The organism is Rhodobacter sp. P2_H5 (assembly GCF_056403335.1).
In genome coordinates, this window is record NZ_JBFUFS010000013.1 from 81,775 (window position 1) to 99,218 (window position 17,444).

Annotated in this window: 15 protein-coding genes; 4 read left to right on the plus strand and 11 right to left on the minus strand. The window is 64.3% G+C overall.

The genetic code is table 11. The annotated features are described in order from the left end of the window. Positions 1 to 58: 58 nt before the first annotated feature. Positions 59 to 601 (minus strand): hypothetical protein, encoded by a 543-nt coding sequence (locus tag AC1DVR_RS16890; protein WP_478001771.1) that lies wholly within the window; start codon positions 599 to 601, stop codon positions 59 to 61. A gap of 336 nt (positions 602 to 937) precedes the next feature. Continuing rightward, positions 938 to 1,846 (minus strand): LysR family transcriptional regulator, encoded by a 909-nt coding sequence (locus tag AC1DVR_RS16895; RefSeq protein ID WP_478001772.1) that lies wholly within the window; start codon positions 1,844 to 1,846, stop codon positions 938 to 940. A gap of 95 nt (positions 1,847 to 1,941) precedes the next feature. Between AC1DVR_RS16895 and AC1DVR_RS16900 the strand changes: the two genes are divergently transcribed. Both AC1DVR_RS16900 and AC1DVR_RS16905 read left to right on the plus strand, forming a co-directional pair. Beyond that, positions 1,942 to 2,949 carry a zinc-dependent alcohol dehydrogenase family protein gene (locus tag AC1DVR_RS16900; protein WP_478001773.1) on the plus strand — a complete coding sequence of 336 codons (1,008 nt, stop codon included), beginning with the start codon at positions 1,942 to 1,944 and terminating at the stop codon, positions 2,947 to 2,949. Positions 2,950 to 2,992: 43 nt separating this feature from the next. Then, positions 2,993 to 3,349, plus strand: a complete 357-nt coding sequence (locus AC1DVR_RS16905) for a hypothetical protein (RefSeq protein ID WP_478001793.1) — start codon at positions 2,993 to 2,995, stop codon at positions 3,347 to 3,349. 23 nt (positions 3,350 to 3,372) lie between these two features. Here the strand turns inward: AC1DVR_RS16905 and AC1DVR_RS16910 are convergent, their stop codons facing one another. Genes AC1DVR_RS16910 through AC1DVR_RS16920 form a run of 3 tightly spaced genes read right to left on the minus strand, consistent with a single transcriptional unit; the run spans position 3,373 to position 7,195 of the window. Then, on the minus strand, positions 3,373 to 4,881 hold the full coding sequence (locus AC1DVR_RS16910; RefSeq protein WP_478001774.1) for a GTPase family protein: 1,509 nt from the start codon (positions 4,879 to 4,881) through the stop codon (positions 3,373 to 3,375). Then, a complete protein-coding gene (locus AC1DVR_RS16915) occupies positions 4,868 to 6,766 on the minus strand; it encodes a TerB family tellurite resistance protein (protein WP_478001775.1) in 1,899 nt (632 codons plus the stop codon). Before AC1DVR_RS16915 ends, AC1DVR_RS16910 begins: the two co-directional genes overlap by 14 nt. Beyond that, positions 6,767 to 7,195 (minus strand): hypothetical protein, encoded by a 429-nt coding sequence (locus AC1DVR_RS16920; RefSeq protein WP_478001776.1) that lies wholly within the window; start codon positions 7,193 to 7,195, stop codon positions 6,767 to 6,769. Positions 7,196 to 7,468: 273 nt separating this feature from the next. Here AC1DVR_RS16920 and AC1DVR_RS16925 point away from each other — a divergent pair, with 273 nt between their 5' ends. Further along, positions 7,469 to 8,479 (plus strand): hypothetical protein, encoded by a 1,011-nt coding sequence (locus AC1DVR_RS16925; RefSeq protein ID WP_478001777.1) that lies wholly within the window; start codon positions 7,469 to 7,471, stop codon positions 8,477 to 8,479. Positions 8,480 to 9,600: 1,121 nt separating this feature from the next. Here the strand turns inward: AC1DVR_RS16925 and AC1DVR_RS16930 are convergent. The 6 genes from AC1DVR_RS16930 to speB all read right to left on the minus strand — a co-directional run bounded on the left by AC1DVR_RS16930 (position 9,601) and on the right by speB (position 16,329). Continuing rightward, complete coding sequence (locus AC1DVR_RS16930; protein ID WP_478001778.1) at positions 9,601 to 10,737, minus strand: ABC transporter ATP-binding protein; 1,137 nt, start codon at positions 10,735 to 10,737, stop codon at positions 9,601 to 9,603. Between the two features lie 11 nt (positions 10,738 to 10,748). Then, the gene (locus AC1DVR_RS16935; RefSeq protein WP_478001779.1) at positions 10,749 to 11,570 is read right to left on the minus strand and encodes an ABC transporter permease; all 822 of its coding nucleotides are present in this window, start codon (positions 11,568 to 11,570) and stop codon (positions 10,749 to 10,751) included. Further along, positions 11,567 to 12,415 (minus strand): ABC transporter permease, encoded by an 849-nt coding sequence (locus tag AC1DVR_RS16940; protein ID WP_478001780.1) that lies wholly within the window; start codon positions 12,413 to 12,415, stop codon positions 11,567 to 11,569. Before AC1DVR_RS16940 ends, AC1DVR_RS16935 begins: the two co-directional genes overlap by 4 nt. Before the next feature lie 30 nt (positions 12,416 to 12,445). Continuing rightward, positions 12,446 to 13,486, minus strand: coding sequence for an ABC transporter substrate-binding protein (locus AC1DVR_RS16945; protein ID WP_478001781.1), 1,041 nt, complete (start codon positions 13,484 to 13,486; stop codon positions 12,446 to 12,448). Positions 13,487 to 13,749: 263 nt separating this feature from the next. Beyond that, positions 13,750 to 15,375: a 5-guanidino-2-oxopentanoate decarboxylase gene (locus AC1DVR_RS16950; RefSeq protein ID WP_478001782.1), complete on the minus strand. Its 1,626-nt coding sequence runs from the start codon at positions 15,373 to 15,375 to the stop codon at positions 13,750 to 13,752. 3 nt (positions 15,376 to 15,378) lie between these two features. After that, complete coding sequence (speB, locus tag AC1DVR_RS16955) at positions 15,379 to 16,329, minus strand: agmatinase (RefSeq protein ID WP_478001783.1); 951 nt, start codon at positions 16,327 to 16,329, stop codon at positions 15,379 to 15,381. Between the two features lie 325 nt (positions 16,330 to 16,654). On the opposite strand from speB, the gene AC1DVR_RS16960 reads away from it, so the two are divergent. Next, positions 16,655 to 17,443 carry a transporter substrate-binding domain-containing protein gene (locus AC1DVR_RS16960; protein WP_478001784.1) on the plus strand — a complete coding sequence of 263 codons (789 nt, stop codon included), beginning with the start codon at positions 16,655 to 16,657 and terminating at the stop codon, positions 17,441 to 17,443. The last annotated feature ends 1 nt before the right edge of the window (position 17,444 follow it).

Here is a 17,444-nt window from a genome sequence, read left to right on the forward strand (position 1 = left end):
CGGCGCGGCGCGGGGAGGATTGCCGCGCAGGCCCGGAACCAAAGCAAGCGGACGGGGCTCACTTGGCCTTGGCGCTGGCGTGCCGTGCGATGCTGGCGGCAAAAAGCGGCGTCTCGCGGCGGTTGTGGTCGCCACCGGCCTCCTGACGGGCGATGGCGGCTTGCTCGAAACTCTGGCCATGGGCTGCGACGAAATCCAGGAAGACATCGGTCGGATGCGAGGTCACCCGGTTGGTGTAGCGCGTCCGCCCGCCGTCGATTGCTTCGGCGATCAGCTCCCAGATCACATTGACCTGGGTCCGCCCGACTGGCGTGAACACGTCGGAAATCGAGTTCATCCGGCAGTAGGCGGGCGAGGCTTCCTCGGCAACATAGTGCTGGATGACCAGACCGGTGCCGATCATTTCCACGTTGATGACCATGCGGCGACCGTCATCCGTCGTGGTGACGCCGGACCCGATGTGATCGGGCGGGCAGCAGCGCAGATATTCGGCCTCCGACAGGGTGAAAAGCCAGCCGGCGATGTCGATCGCCTCCAGCGGCAGGTCGATCTCGGCGGTATAGGCGGATTGAGAGAGGATCATGTCGGTCAGGATTTTCACTTGGGTCTTCCTTTGAATGTCATGGCTGCAGGGGCAGGATTGCCCACCACGGACAAACCGCTCCCGTCTGCGGACCGCTGCGCCCCGCATTCTCCGACGATCCCGATTTCTGAAGCCGCAAGGCATCCCGTGTTTGCCGGCCCAAATTGGCATCTGCGGCGCTCCGCGAGAATTATACATTGGTTTTGAGCCCTTGAGCCGTAGCGGGACCGCCGGACCCTTCAAGATTCGGGGTGGTTCAAGGCGCGGCCGCCTTGCGCGGGTGAGGTATTTGGCGAGGGCGTCAGGCCTGCCCCACCCCAGAATGGCGCTGTCACACCGGCGACGTCCATCAGATCAGCGCAGGTTCGGGGCATCGGCCCATGGCCCGCCCTGCCCGATCCTGTCGATGATGAGATTCAGCAGGGCGCGCAAACGCGGCAGACGCTTCAGGTCGCGGTGGTAGCCGATCCAGGTGTCGCGTGAGGGCGGGCGTTCGCCGAGATCGACAAGGGAAATCCCATGGGTCGCGTCGCCCAGAGGCCGTGGCAGCACCGCCAGCCCCGTGCCCAGCGCGCAGAGACGCGCCTGCACCTCGCGGCTGTTGCTGCGGCATGCGACCTTTGCCCGCGGAAGTGCCTGCGTGACCCAGGCGACATCCGGCATGCCCCCGAATGCCGTATCCATCAGGATCAGCGCGGAGCCGGCGCCATCGCCCCGTTCGACCGGCGGATGGCCGGGCCGGGCGTAAAGCCCGTAGGGGATGGTCACCAGCTTGCGCGCGATCACTTCCGGCTCCTCGAATGGCTGGATCCGCATGACGAGATCGGCCTCGCGGCGCGCCAGGCTGTAAAAGCGCGGGTCGGTCAGGAGTTCGACGGTGACGTTCGGGTGATGCCGGGTGAACTCTGCCAGAACCGGGCTGAGCATGGTCGTCCCGAACCAGTCGGAACATGACAGGCGCAACATGCCGTCCAGCCCGGCAACGCTGCCCGCCAGTTGGCGCTGCAGGGCATGGGCTTCCTCTTCCATCTGGATGGCATGCGCGAACATCGCCGCGCCCTCGTCGGTCAGGACGAAGCCGTCGTTCGTGCGCTGAAACAGCGCGGCGCCGACGGCCTGTTCCAGCGCCCGCAGCCTGCGGCCCATCGTGGGCTGGGTTTGCTTCAAGCGTCGCGCGGCCGCTCCGAGCGTGCCTTCCCGGGCAATGGCCAGGAATATCGGGAGATCACTCCAGTCGAGGTCAGGCACGTGCCACCCATGCATTCTTGCATGGATATCGTGCGGTACTTTTGATCGCCATGCAAGAATATCGAACTCATATTGGGGCCATCACCCAACATAGCAACAAGGAGAGTGTGATGACCCACCCGGACCACAGCATGAAGGCGGCGCGCGTCGAGACCAACGATGGCCCCTTCCGCCTGACACAGATTGCCCGCCCGACCCTGAACCAGGGCGAGGTTCTCGTGCGGATCCACGCCAGCGGCGTCAATCCGCTGGACACCAAGATCAGGGCGGGCGCTGCCGCTCATGCCCGCCACCCGCTGCCGGCCATCCTCGGGCTCGATCTGGCCGGCGTGGTGGAGGAGGTGGCTTCCGATGTCACGGCATTTCGGCGCGGCGATGCGGTTTACGGCATGACCGGCGGGGTCGGCGGCATTCAGGGCACGCTTGCGGAATATGCGGCTGTCGATGCCCGCCTCCTTGCGCACAAACCCTCCAACCTCACGATGCGCGAGGCCGCCGCCCTGCCGCTGATCACGATCACCGCCTGGGAGGGTCTGGTGGACAGGGCGCAGATCCGCCCCGGCCAGACCTTGCTGGTGCAGGGCGGTGCGGGTGGCGTCGGTCACATCGCGGTGCAGATCGGCGTGGCGCTGGGTGCGAGGGTCTTTGCCGTCGACGGCGCTCGCAAGGCGGATTTCATCCGCGCGATGGGGGCCACGCCGATCGATTACGCGCAGGAAACCGTCCAGCATTATGTGGACCGCCACACCGACGGGGCCGGCTTCGACCATGTCTACGACACCGGCGGCGGCAGCATTCTTGACGCGTCCTTTCAGGCGGTGAAGCGTTTCGGCCATGTGGTGAGCTGCCTTGGCTGGGGGTCGCATGCCCTGGCCCCGCTTTCCTTCAAGGGCGGCACCTATTCCGGCGTCTTCACGCTGGCGCCGCTGCTGGATGGCGCGGGCCGCGCCCATCATGGCCAGATCCTGAAATCGGCGGCCGCCATGATCGAGGCGGGCCTGGTCAGGCCCCGTCTCGACCCGCGCGTCTTCTCGCTTGAGACCGTGGAGGACGCCTATGCCACCCTGACCGAACGCCGGGCCGAGGGCAAGATCGTCGTCTCCATCCTCACCGCCTGAGCACGCGTCATTTCCAGGGGATCGGATCAGGAAGACATGGTTCATCACCGGCGCCTCGCGCGGGTTCGGCGCGCGGATGGCGGAAAAGGCCCTGGAGTGGGGCGACGCTGTTTTAGCGACGGCGCGCAATCCTCACGCCATCGCAGAATGTCTCGGCGCCCACGACAATCTCCTCACCCTGCCGCTTGATGTCGACGATCCGGCACAGGTGGCGATGGCGCGGGCGGGGCACAGGGAACGATCACCCCGCAACGCGGCCTCGGGCTGCGCAACCGGCGAGACCGCCCACCACACGCGGGGCCCAAACCGGCCACACGGAAAAGTCTCCAGCCCGGAGTGGCGCTCGCACGGGATAAAACATGGGAGGCAATGGCGTTTGGCACTGGCTCATCACGCATAGGCAACGGAAGCAGTCTTGGCGGATCAGAGTTTCCATCGGCTGGCGATCATCTGCGTGAGACGGCCGAAACCGGCAAGCCCTTTTGCCACCTCGGTGCGAACCGTGGTCTTGCTCTCAAGCCTTCGGCGGTTGCGTTGGACCATCAGGGCCTCGGAGGCGTGGGACAGGATCAGGGTCTCCAGAGCGGCCAAGTTCCATTCCGGTGCGGTCAGGCACAGGGGCACCACGCAGGGCTCGTCCAGGTCGCGGGCGCTGGAGGTGATCACGTCTCCGAGCAGGGACATGGCATCGGGCGGCAAGCGGTGTTCGGCAAATGGCCAGCCCTTCAGCAAGAGATCGACCCCGGTCAGGGCGACAATCACCGGAGGGCGGCGGCGCAGGCCCTGGTCGCAGGCGTGGCGCAGGCGCGAGAGGAGGGCCACATCGGGCGCACGGGCGGGGCGGTTGGCGCGCAGAGCCCAGATGACCAGATCGGCCTGCAGCAGTTCGGCAAGAAGCCGGTCCTCGACCGCCTTGCTGCCGTCGATCCCGGCACTGTCGACAAAGGTGAAATCCGCCGCCCCCAGGCCCAGGGGATGCGCGGTCAGGCCGGGCGTCGTCGGGGCCATATCCGTCTCGCCCAGCGCCTCCCCGGCCAAAGCATTGATCAGGCTTGTTTTCCCTGCGCTGACCTGCCCCACGACCAGAACCCGCAGCGGCTGATCCGCCACGACCATGCGCCCCAGGTCGGCCTCCGTCGCCGAAAGCTCGATCTCCAGGAGTTCCGCTTCGGTATAGCGCAGATAGCCCGCATGCAGATCTATCGCGGCGGCGGCGACCTCTTCGAGGATCACCTGCTGCAAGGTGGTCTGGCCCGCGAACTTCAACGCACCCGTCGAGGGGCTCATGAGCAGGCTTTGCACCTCTTGCAAGACTGCGCCCATCGGGTTCATCGCAACCCGGCGCAATCGCCAGGCGCCATGCGCGACCTTCATCCCCTGCTCGATCCGGCGCCTTTGGGTCCACATCCACAAAAGCGTGCTGACCCGCACCATATCGGCCATCGGCACATAGCGGCGCAGGTCGCCGCGAAGGCGGCCGATGACCCGGTCGGCCAGCAAAAGCGCCTCGGGGATCGAGAAATCCATCGCGCCTTTCTGCCCCCCCGACACCTCGTGGGCCGCGCGGTTCAGCAGGACCAGCGCCTCTTGTTGCAGGGCGGGCCAGGGCATGGGCTCGGTCAGCTTTCCCCGGATCTCGGCACTCAGGCGCTGAAACAGGCTTCGCTCTTTCTCGGTCCATTCGGGATTGCCCGCGATCAACGGCTCGCCCTTGGGGGTGGGACGGACACGGCCGGCCAAAGCCCGGTTGATCAGGCGAAAGCCCGCAATTACGACCGTAGTGATCAGGACGAAGGGCAAGAGCAGGCCATGTTCGCCCAGCCAAAGCGAGCCCAGGACGACAAGCACGGCAAGGGGCGCCAAATGCAGGACCACATACAGGGCCAGCCGCCCGCGCAGATAGGTCTGCATCACGCTCTTAAGGCCGCCCAAGATCGGCTCCCTTCATCGCCTCGGCAAAACGGTTTCGCAGGTCCTTGTCCGTGACGGACCCGCCATGTTGCTGCTGGTAGAACCACCAGGAGGCGGTGCGCCCCAAGGCCCAGGTGACCGCAAAGCCCGAAGTCGCCCCCGCCGCGGCCCCGGCGACCGTGCCGATCACCGGCACCAGCTGGACAAGACCGCGCAGCGCCATGCGCGCCGCCTGGCCGCCGATCACCCCGAGCCCGAGAGCGGATCCGATGGCGGCGATCTGCCTTGCATCCCAGACCACACCATAGCGGCCGGCCAGGGCTTTCAGCATCGCCAGTTGCAACCCCGTCACGCCCACCGCGCCCACCAGAGGCACCCCACCCGAAGCCATGGCGCTGCCCGCATAAGACAGGACCAGAGCGCGGTGCCGGGCAAACTCGGCCTCTTCCTCGCCGTTGGCGGCGCTTTTCATCAGGTAAAGCACGACCGAGGGCAGGACATCGGTCAGAGCCGCGATGAGGGGGGCGAGATCGGCCGTTTCCGGGGCGGAAAGATCCAGTTCCACGGCAGGCAAGGTGGCGCCGAAGGCCGCCTCCGCCATGCGCTGGTTATGGACGACCATCCGGGCCCGCGCGCCAGGCTCGGGCAAGAGATCGCCGGCCGTATGGATCACGACAACCGGAACCTTGCCTTTGCGCAGGCGCGCCAGGGTTTCAACCACCACGCCCTGCACCGGATCATCCAGCCGCATCAGGACCAGCGCGACATGCGCGCTTTTCGCGGCTTCGGCCAGATCGGCCGCGGGATCATAGGCGACCTCTCCCAGACCCCGGGTATCCAGAAAGCGCATCACAGGCTCGTCTGCGGGAAAGTCGAAAGACCGTGACGTGCGGGTGCAGGGCGCATAGCCATTGCCGATCTCGGCCTCGGCCAGACCGGTCATCGCTCGCACCAGGGAGCTTTTACCTGCCCCGGTCTTGCCTAGCAGCCAAAGCGTCGGCACCGGCAGACGCCCTGACCGGGGCGCGGGGTCCGGCGCGGCCACTGCGGTCGAAACCAAACTTGCCGCCCGGTCCCATAGCTTGCCCGGGCCCGCCTGAAAACCGCGCGAGATCGCCGCGCCCGCCTGCGAGAGGGCCCCGGTTGCCTGCGACAAAAGCCCGGTGCGGCCGACTTCGGCAAAGACACGGCGCACTTCGGCTATGGCGGCCGTTTCGGCGGCGTCCAATTGGCCATCCGCCTCGGCTATCTCGGTCAAGAGCGCGAGGATCTCGGCCGACATGGCCTCGTAGTTGCAGTCGGGGTTCTGGCGTTTGTAATCGGCCAGGGCGCGGGCGGCATCGGTAATGTTGCGGCCAAGCGTTTCCGCCTCGATCAAGGGCAGGGCCGCGGCGAGATAGGCCGGATCAAGCCCCCAGACCGAAGCGAAATAGTCCGCTATTCCGTCACGCTCGGACTTGTCCAGATCTCCGGCCTCCCGGGCGACCAGCACGCACAGCCCGGCGACCAGATCGAAAAGCGCCGCAGCCAGGAAGTCGATCGGCGTGGTGATGAACTTTGGCACGGATTCGACCCGCGACCCGGCATAGCCACGCCAGGCCTGCAGGACACCCCAGCCCAAGGCCCCCGCCGCCGCTGCCGAACCGAGGATCCATCCCACCGGCGTGACAGCCACGCCGATCCCCAACCCGGTGAGCCAGGTGCCAAAGAAGGCCCCTGCCGTGACGCTGGAACCTGCCGCCATCCCGCCCACCGCGGCCGCCGAGCCCACATGCCAGAGATCACCGACCAGCCGCCCGGTGGTCAGGCTGATATAGGCGTCCTCCCCGATGTGCAGCTGCGCCTTGAACCGCAAGGGATCCGCCACCACCCTCGTGAGACCGTCAAAACCGACAGGCTTTTCCACTCAGACGCTCACCGCCGCAAGTCTGGCTTCCAGATCGCGGATGCGCGCAGCCCAGCTCGCATTGGCCAGATCGGCAATCGCCCCCTTGGCCAGCCCGAAAGCCACCATAAGCGGCAGGAGGAACGGCGCCAGCAGCCCCCCGATCAGCGGGACCGACGCGACAAGCATCCCAACGCAGACCGAGACGACCAAACCAAAGACCGCGTTCGGGAATTGGCCGATGATGTCAAAGACCACGGTCAGGATCTTTGCCCCGATCTTCAGGACCGTTGTCCCCACATTTACCGTCACCTTGGCAAGGTCCAGCAGAAGCGCTTTGATGTCGGCAGAAAGCGGCAGGCGGTCGATTTGCTCGCTGATTTTGCGCAAGGGAAGCGCGGTGTTCAAGTCGGCCACAACCATTGCCGGGTCTGAGGGAATCGAAGTCATAATCTCTGATCCTCTGATACAATCAGCAACAGTTGGCCGCGGTCCGGGCAAAGTGCAAGATATTCCGGGGGCGAGGGCGGCTTCGATTTGCCATGCCGTGAAGGGAATGCCGCAAAGGCGGCGCGTGGGCCGCTGAGGGATCCATCAGGCGCGCTATGGCACCCTCACATGGCAGACCACCGGAAACAATCCGTTTCCTCCGACAGTGCTTTTTCCAGCCTGTGGCTGTCCCCAACTGCAAGGAATTGCCCCTCCCCGACATGGGTTTGCGCTTTGCCATTTTCGATTGACCAACGGTACCACCTCGATGACATCGCCTCCGCCCGGCAACCCGGTTCGCGCCTGCATGACATCCTGTTGCGGCTCGAGGGCGGAAAAACCCTGTCGCCCCTGCAAGAGGCCCATCTGACCAGCCACAGCCTTCTGGCCCTGCTGGATCATGCCAAAGGCCGTACGACGGCCAAAGACTTCGCCCTCGCCGCCCGGCAGGAGCAAGCAGAGCGACGGATGGCGCAGGCTGGGCACGACGCCGAAAGGCAAAGCGTCGCAACGCAAAAGGCAGAATGGCTGACCCACTCCCAACAGCAGAATGCCAGGATCTTCGCCGAAATCGAGCGCAAGCGGGCCAGGCGGCGCCCCTTCGACGCCCTCGGATTGGGCTATATCGACCACGAAGCATCCCCCCGCGTCGCAACGATCGTCCACGGGGTGACGGCGGGCCGACCCATCAGTGCGGCCGATCTGCTCTGGCTTGCGCACCACGGGAAGGACTATGCCAGTGCCGAACTCCTGAAGGCTCATCACAGGATCATGGCGCTCGACTGCGCGAGGAAATGGCAGGAGGTCGGCGATCCTTGGGCCGCCGTCAGTGCCTGCGCCCATTGGCGGAAGGCGGGTGTGCCAGACGAGGGACGCAAGATCGCCGGGCAGGCGCTGGGCAGGACCAGCGAGCGGCGTTCGCGTTCGGCCCTTTGCACCACGAGGGGCGGCGCCCTGCGCGACCTTGGCCGCCCGGAAGAGGCCCGGATCATGGGGCTTGAAGCCCATGGCCTGTCGAAAGCCGATTACCGCCCCTGCACGCTGCTCGGTGCCTGTCACATCGACCTGAGCGATTATGCCCAGGCAAACGAATGGTACGCCAAGGCCGAGGCCCGGGGGGCCAACCGCAAGGTAATTGACGCGGAAATCCAGGCCATCCTCGCGGCCGCCAGTTCCGACAAGCGCACCGAGATCCTGAACGCCCTCCGCACCCTGGCCCCGGAACGCTTCGCCAAACTCTCCTGAAGCCATCCCACCCAAAAGGACGGCACGGCGTTCGCGCACGCTCAGGGCGAATAGCCACCCGAGTTGGCGTACTTTCATGCCATTGTGTATCGCCCCTCCGACGACCTGCTCGAGCTATCAGATGGAGGATAGCGACGAGTGTGACAGGGGAGAACAGCATCGAACGGTGAACTGCCGCGCTGAAAGTGGCTTTTGCTGTCGAGATCATTGAAGGCAAGACCACGGTTGCTGAGGCCGGTCGGGTCGATGGCCCCTAACCCTCGGAGATCGAGGCTTGAACGGGTGACGGCAAGCTCGGCATGGGTTTCGAAGGAACCGTGGCCCCTGAAGGGGGCGCGGAGGCCACGAAGATGGCTCTGCGCGCGAACCCTCTGGAGTAGCGTGAGCAATATGATCCGAAGCATCCGGCCGATGGGACCATTGTGCAGCTGACCAAGCTTTGCGCTTGGTTCAGTGCGGCGCGGCAGACTGGGTAATACAAAACCGACCAAAGTCGCGCAAAAGATCGATCCGCGTTGTGCCAATCCGTTCAGGGCGATCAACAAGAGTGAGCTCGCTTTCGGCTGCCGCATTGTGGTCTGGCGTTCGGGCTTCAACAAGAACACGCTGCAACGGATATTACTGATCCAGGGTTGGCGGGACCTACGGTGCCCACAAGGCCCTGCGCCTCCGCATCGACGGCCACACCCGCGAGCTTCTCGGCTGGCATCTGTCGCGATCCTGCAAGGCAACAACCGCCGCCAGCGCACTCGATCGCGCCCTGATCACCCGGTTCGGCACCCTGGGCAAGGGCGCCAAGGCGATCTTGCCGCGTTGTGACAACAGCTTGGTCTTGACGTCACATCGCCCTGGTCCGCAGCTACGGCCTGAAGGAGGAGTTCATTGCCCGACATGGCCGCCGGCAGAACGGCATGGTCGAACGCGTCGGGCGTTCGATATGGAAACGCCAGCTGAGGCATTCGTTCTGGCGCGCCAACCTGAGCAGAGTCTGCCGCAGCGCTACAAAATTCCAATCGATTCAGGGCAACCTTCTGAACGGACAACGCGTTCTGACCGCATCTTGCCGAAGTCGACCGTTGCGTGCGGACCTGAACGGAGAACAGCGAAGCGAACGGGTAGGCCTATTGTTGACCCGCCTTTGGAACGCCGCCTGAAAATTGCGCCCCCGCTTCGGCCTTTGCAAACACAAGGCAGTCTTCCGAAGAAAAGCCCAGGCGAACCGCCTCCCCGACACGGAACAGATTTTCGGCACTGTTCGGGCGCACCACCGTCAAGCTCCCCGCCGCGGTTCCGAGCCGATAGTGGATGTCTGCGCCCATGTGGATGGCGCCCTCGATCGAGCCGTCAAGTTGATTGGACCCCACGACGCGGTCTTCGTCGCCTTCGGGTCCCAGGGTGATCCGCTCTGGCCTGATGCCCACGCTGACCGCCGCATCATCGGCGATCCTTGGGTTTGCGACGGTCAGGACCAGGCCGCTGTCCAGCACGACATTCGCAAAGCTTCCGTGATGCGTGTCCTTGATCGTGCCCTCTAGCCAGTTGCTGCGCCCCATGAAACCGGCGACAAACCGGTTGACCGGGCGGGAGTAGACCTCGCCCGGGGCGCCCTGCTGTACGATCCTGCCCTTGTTCATCAGGATGATGCGGTCGGCCAGCCCCATGGCCTCGTCCTGATCATGGGTGACGACGATCGTGGTGGAGCCGACCGCGGCCAGGATCTTCTTCAACTCGACCCGCAATTCCTCGCGCAGTTTGGCGTCGAGCGCGGACAGGGGTTCATCCAGCAAGACAAGGCGGGGTTTGGTCGCCAGCACGCGGGCAAGAGCGACCCGCTGTTGCTGGCCTCCGCTCAGTTGATGGGGGCGGCGGTCACCGAACCCCGACAGTTGCACGAGAGCCAGCATCTCATTGATGCGGGCGGCGATTTCGGCCTTGGGCCAATGGCGGTGTTTCAGGCCGTAGCCGATGTTTTCGGCGACCGTCATGTGCGGAAACAGCGCGTAGTGCTGGAACAGCAGACCGACATTGCGCTCATAGGGGCGCTTGCCCACCATGGACTCGCCGCCGATGTCGATGCGGCCGCGGTCAGGCTCTTCAAACCCGGCGATCAGGCGCAGGGTGGTGGTCTTGCCACAGCCGGACGGGCCAAGGAGCGCCACGGTTTCGCCCGGCGCGGCCGAAAAGCTGATGCCGTCGACCGCGGCGAGGGCGCCGAACGACTTGGTCACGGTGTCAAAGCGGATGACGGGTTCGGACATGGTTCCAGCTTTCAGCGAAAGACGCCCTGACCGATGGCGCGGTTCAGGCCGATGAGTTTTTCAAGGATCACGATCAGGAGGATGGTCATGGCCATCAGCATCACCGAGGCCGCGGCAATCGACAGGTCAAAGTTGGCGCGCATGCTGCTGATCAGGGCGATGGGCAGGGTGTAGGTCTTGGCATCGGTCAGCATGATCGAAACGGCAACGTCGTCCATCGAGATGGCAAAGGCAAAGATCGCGCCACTGACGATGCCGGTGCGGGCCAAGGGGAAGGTGATGTCCCAGAAGGCGCGGCGCTCGGTGGCGCCGAGGATCAGCGCGGACTCCGAATAGGTGCGGTCGATGCCGGAAAGGGCGGCCAGCGTGGCGCGGATCGTGTAGGGGATCGTGATGATGACATGGCCACAAAGCAGACGCGCAAAGCCGTCGATCACGCCGATTTTCGACAGGAACAGCAGCAAGGCAAAGCCGATCACCACGGGCGGCACGACGAGGGGCGACAAGAAGAAGGCAATCAGCGCATCCTTGCCGCGAAACCGGGTCTGGTCGGTGGCATAGGCCGTGGCGATCCCGGCGGTCAGCGACAGGACGACGGAAGCGGCGGCGAGTTTCAGGCTCGTCACAAGGCCCTTCAGGAAATAGCTGTCCGCGAAGAACGCGGTGAACCATCGGAATGACAAGGAGGGCGGCGGCAGCGGGCCAAGGTAGTCCCGAGAGTCAAAGGCCATCAGGACGGTCACAAGGATCGGGGTCAGCAGGAACAGCACGATGGCGCAGTTCATCAGCTTGCACAGGAAGCGGATCAGATCGTCAGCGCGGCGCGGATTCATTGGGCCCACCGTTTGTTGACGAAGTGGGTCATCACATAGACGATGACCATCGCAAGCACGAACAGCACCACGGAGATGGCGGCGCCACTGGGGTAGTTCGCGATCTCGGAAAACCGCGTGTAGATCAGGTTGGAGATGAACAGCACGCGGCCTTTGCCGAGGATCATCGGGATGACGAAGGCGCTGATCGAAAACGTGAAGCCGAACAGGAAGGCGGCAAGGATGCCGCGGATACACAAAGGCAGGGTGATGGTTAGATGGGCCTTCCAGGCCGGTGCGCCAAGCACCTGAGCGGCATCGGTCAGGCGCGGATCGACGTTCTGAAACGTGGCGAGCAGGGTCAGGGTCGACATCGGGATTATGTAGTGCAGCAGGCCCGCGCCCACGAGAACCTCGATATAGGCGCGGCTGTTGGTCGAGATGCCGATGGCGCGCAGAGTTGGGCCGAAGGGGCCGACAGCGCCAAACGTCAGTTCCAGCGCATAGGTGCGGACGAGGACGCTGAGGAACATCAGGGTGACGAAAAATCCGACCACAAGGGTGCGCCAGGTGGGCGACAGCTTGCGCGCCGTCCAATAGGCGAGAGGCAAAGCGAAAAACACCCCGGCCAAAGACGCGATCAGGCTGATGCGCAGTGTCTGCAGGAAGAAGTTGGCGAAAGACGGTTTGAAGAGTTCGGCATAGTTGGCGAAGGTGAAGGGCGCATCGGCGGCCGCGCCGATGCTGCCGGGTTCGTAGTAGCGCAGGCTTTCAACGAAAAGCCCCGCCATCGGCAGCACGAACAGCATCAGAAAGACCGCCGCCGCTGGCAGGAACAGGGGGGTTGGCAAGCGTTTGAGGATCATTTTCCGTCCCTCCTGTTCCAGTTTCCGAAATCAAATCAGCGGTGCAATCTCGTCTTCCCAACGCTTGGCCCAGGCGTCCTGGTTGGTCAGGACCACGTTGAAATCGGGGACATAGACAAACTTGTCGAACTCCTCGGGCGTGAACGACAGGTGCTTGAGGTTGTCCGGTGTCTTGGCCTTGACGTTCAGCGGCGCCTCGCCTGCGGTGGCGGCATAGATCTCGCTCATCTCCGGGCTGATCGCGAAGTTGATGAAATCCAGCGTCGCTTGCAGGTTCGGGCGGTTCTGGAACACCGCGAAGCCGCTTTGATACAGGAACACCGGCAGGCCCTCGGTCTTGGTCAGGCGGGTGACCGGGAAGGAGGCGGCCACCGAAGTCAGCTGGGGTTCGGAATAGAAGCCGCCGACGGTTTCACCGCTGGTCAGCGAGGTGGTGAAATCGGTGTCGGTCACCGCAATCCGGCCGATGTTGCCGGACTCCGCCAGCTTCTTCATCAAGGCCCAGCCGGGTTCCATGTTGTTTTCATCGCCGCCCGCATGCAGGGCCAATGCCACGATTTGCAGCATCATGCTTTGGGTCGGGCCGGGCCAGCACAGCTTGCCCTTCAGGCTGGGGTCAAACAGATCTTCGATGGTCTGGATCTTCACCGGGCTGATGTCGGACCGGTAGGCGAAATAGATGCCACCCACGGCGCGCGGCACCGCCATCCACTGGCCCTTGGCGTTCTTGACGATGATCTTTTCCGGGATATCGGCAAGGTTGGGCACCATGTCGACGGTCACCGGCACCAGCCAGTCTTCCTTCAGCATGCCGTTGAACGAGCCTTCCCAGCCCGCGACATAGTCATAATCCGCCTTGGGCCAGGTCGCCTTGATCTTGGGAAGGATCGCGCCCGATCCGCCCTGGTGCAGCACCCAGTCGATCGTGACCTTGTCCTGCTTGGCCGCGATCAGTTTCATCGCATCCACCACGCCCCCGCCCCACTCGACGCAGGTCAGTTCGGGAACGCCGGCCGCGCGGCTCATGAAGCCGATCGAGCTTGCGGCGAAAGTGGCGGCGGCGGTTTGCATCGCCTGCCTTCTGGTCATTGACGTCATTTCAGACTCCTGTTGGAAAGGATTTGCCTACCGTGCGTCCGCAGCCACGTCCCGTGCGGAGGGTGCGGGAATGGTCGCAGCCCAACCCGGGCCGAACCATATCGAAGTACCAAAGCGTAGTTGCGGATGCGTCAATGTATGCGCGGCGCCGCGAAAGCGGCCTTTTGGTGCACGGGCCCTCCCCCCGTTTGGAGCGGGTGATCCGGCAAGGCCGTTATCGCCCGGCGGCACGCTTGCTACCGGTCACCGCCGCGAAGCGCATCCGCCAGGGTCGAAGGGTCGCGGATTTCGATCAGGGTGGGGACATCGCGCAAAACGGACGCGGCCAGCGCAGCCTTGAAGCTGGCAATGTCGCCCGGCGCTTCGGCGTGGCACCCCATTGCCTTGCCCAGGGCGACGAAATCCGGCGCGAAGATATCGACACCGATCAGTGAGATGCGACGCTCGGCCATCATGGCTTTGATCTCGCCATAGCTTGCGTTGTTCCAGACGATGATGGCCGAGGCGATCCTCGCCTCAACCGCGCAAGCCAGTTCCGCCAGCGAGAATTGCAGGCCACCGTCCCCGATCAGGCAGACCGAGGGGCGATCCGGCGCACCGAGTTTGGCCCCAAGCGCCGCAGGAAGCCCGTAACCCAGGGTGCCGTAGCCGGTGCTGGAATTGAAATAGGACCTTGGGCGGCTGGCCTGGTGGAACTGATTGGCAGCATAGACCGGCTCGGTCTGATCCCCGGCGATGATGGCGTCGGGGAAGACCTCGACGATCGTGGCCATCAGACCGCGATGGGTCTTGCACGCGGGCCAGAGATTTGCGTCGATCCGGTCCCGCACCAGGCTTGCACGCGATGCGCCGTCGTCCAAGGTGCCGGGTCCCGCCGCGCGCAGGTCGGCGAGCAGGGGCACGCAGGCAAGTTTCGCGTCCGACATGATCCCCAAGGCAGCCGGGACCGAGGTTGTCAGCTGAAGCGGGTCGATGTCGATCCGGATCAGGCTGCCGTTGATCTGCAGGGGGTGCGGTTCGGGATACATCTCCGTCTCGCCAAACTCGGTCCCCACGGCGAGAATCACATCACAGGCGGCCATTTCGTCCCGCATGGCAGCAAGTCCAAGATTGCCGGACAGGATCAGCGGATGGCCGGCAGGCAGAATGCCCTTGCCGTTGATGGTCATGAACAGGGGGGCGCCCAGATGCTCGGCCATGGCGCGGAGTTCGGGGGCGGCTTCGATGGCGCCGCCACCCGCCACGATCAGGGGGCGTCGGGCGTTGGACAGCAAACCGGCGGCGCTGGCGATGGCTGCGGGCGAAGGGCCGGGCTTGGTGGGCCGGGACCATGGCAGGAAAGGCCCCTCCCCCATCTCTGCCACGATCACATCCAGCGGGATTTCAATATGCACCGGACGCGGACGCTGGCTGCCGAACACGGCAAAGGCGCAGGCAAGGATGCCGGGCAGTTGTGCGGGGTCCAAGAGCGTATGGCTGAACGCGGCGACGCCGGACACCAGGTGCTGCTGCGAGCGCAGCTCGTGCAGGCGGCCCTGCTGCATGCCCAACTGGTCGCGGGCGTTGACGGCCGAAATCACCAGCATCGGCACGGAATCCGCGAAAGCCTGCCCCATCGCGGTCGCGATATTGGTCATTCCGGGGCCGGTGACGATGAAACAGACCCCCGGCTTGCCCGTGACCCTGGCATAACCATCGGCCATGAAGCCCGCGCCCTGTTCATGGCGCGGTGTGATGTGGCGGATTTGGGTGGCGGGCAGGCCACGATAAAGCTCCAGCGTATGCGCACCGGGGATGCCGAAGATCAGGTCGACGCCGTAGCCTTCCAGCAGTTGGACCAGCATTTCACCGCATGTGGGCATGGCTCAGCCTCCGTAGCTGACGCCGGGCAGGACGCACAGCATTTCATAAAGGAAATTCGCCGCGATCAACGCGGTATTGCCGGACGGATCGTAAGGCGGCGAGACCTCGACCAGATCGGCGCCGATCAGGTTCAGGCCGCGGCAACCGCGGATGATCTCCAGCGCCTGCCAGGTCGACAAGCCGCCGACCTCGACCGTGCCGGTGCCGGGGGCAAAGGCGGGGTCGAGGCTGTCGATGTCATAGGTCAGGTAAACCGGATGGTTGCCGATTTGGGCGCGCACCCGCTCCATCAGCGGCTTCATCGACTGATACCAGCACTCTTCGGCCTGAACGACCGTAAAACCCTGGCTGCGCGACCAGTTGAAATCTTCGGGCGAGTAACCTGACCCGCGCAACCCGATCTGAAACACCTTGTCGCAGGCCAGAAGGCCCTCGTCGACGGCGCGGCGAAACGGGGTGCCATGGGCGATCTTCTCGCCAAACATCTCGTCATTCACATCGGCATGGGCATCGACATGGATCAGCGCAACCGGCCCATGGACTTTGCGCATGGCGCGCAGGATCGGCAGCGTCAGGGTATGGTCGCCGCCAAGCGTCAGGGGCTTGCAGCCATGCGACAGGATGGCGTCGTAGGCCGTCTCGATGATGCCGATGGATTTCTTCAGATCAAAGGTGTTGATCGCCACATCGCCAATGTCCGCCACCTGGACGGACTCGAAGGGCCGCGCCCCGGTGGCAAGATTGAACGGCCGCAACATGCAGGACTCCGCCCGGATCTGGCGCGGCCCGTGCCGTGTGCCAGAGCGGTTGGACGTGCCGATATCCAGCGGCACGCCGACAAAGCACACATCGAGCCCCTCGGCCGTCGGCTGGGCCGGCAGCCGCATCATCGTGGCCGGGCCGGCAAAGCGCGCCATGTCATTGCCGCCGAGCGGTTGGTTGAAGTCGGTCATGGGTCTGCCCCTGTCTATGGTGTGACCCTATGACTAACCGTTCCAATCGACACGAAACACGCCAGAGATCAGAAGTTCGCTTTGATGGCCGTCAATTTGAATGGCATGGTGCAGACGGTATTCCGTGTCTGTCTTGTCCCTGATCTGACATGATATGAGGCACTTCGACCCGGCACGGTGCTTCACCGATCAATCTCTTGGCCGCTGCTTACATCGACCGCCGCCAAACTGAGTTTCGGTTCATCGGTATTGAACTCAGCCGCGAACCAGCGTCACTGCACTGAAGACCAAGAAACGCCCCAACCCCAACATTGAGGAAACAAGCATGACCTATGCCCTGACCCGCCGCGCCAGCCTCGCTCTGGCGACCGTGCTGCTGACCACTGCCTTTGCCCCGGCCTTTGCCGATGCGCTGGGTGATGTCACCAAATCCGGCACGCTCAAAGTCGGCATCTTTCAAGACTTCCCGCCCTTCGCCTCGCTGAATTCGGCGATGAAGATCGAAGGCTATGACACCGAAGTGGCCGACAAGCTGGCCGCGGCCCTAGGCGTGAAAGCGGAACTGGTCGCCATCACGGGCCAGAACCGCATCCCCTTTCTGACCGAGGGCAAGGTTGACGTCCTCCTGTCGATCGGCTTCAGCGACGAGCGCGCGCAAGTTGTTGATTTCGTGGCCCCCTACGCGCCCTATTACATCGTCGTGATGGGTCCGAAGGAGCTTGACGTGAAGGATGCCGCGGGCCTGTCCGGCAAGACCATCGCCGTGAACAAGGGCACGCTGGAGGATACCGAGGTCACCAAGATCGCCCCCGCCGACGCCAACATCCAACGCTACGCCGATTACAGCGGTGTCATCTCGTCCTTCCTGTCGGGCCAGTCGCAGCTGATGGTTGTCGGCAACGACGTGGGCGCCACGATCCTGGCGCAGAACCCGGCGATCGAACCGGTCGAGAAGTTCCAGCTCCTGTCCTCGCCGAGCCAGATGGCCGTGAAGAAGGGCGAGACCGCACTGAAAGACGCGCTGGACAAGGCCGTTGTGGCGATGAAGGCCGACGGCAGCCTGAACGAGATCGCGGTGAAGTGGCTGAAGCAGCCGCTCGCCAAGGATTTCTGAT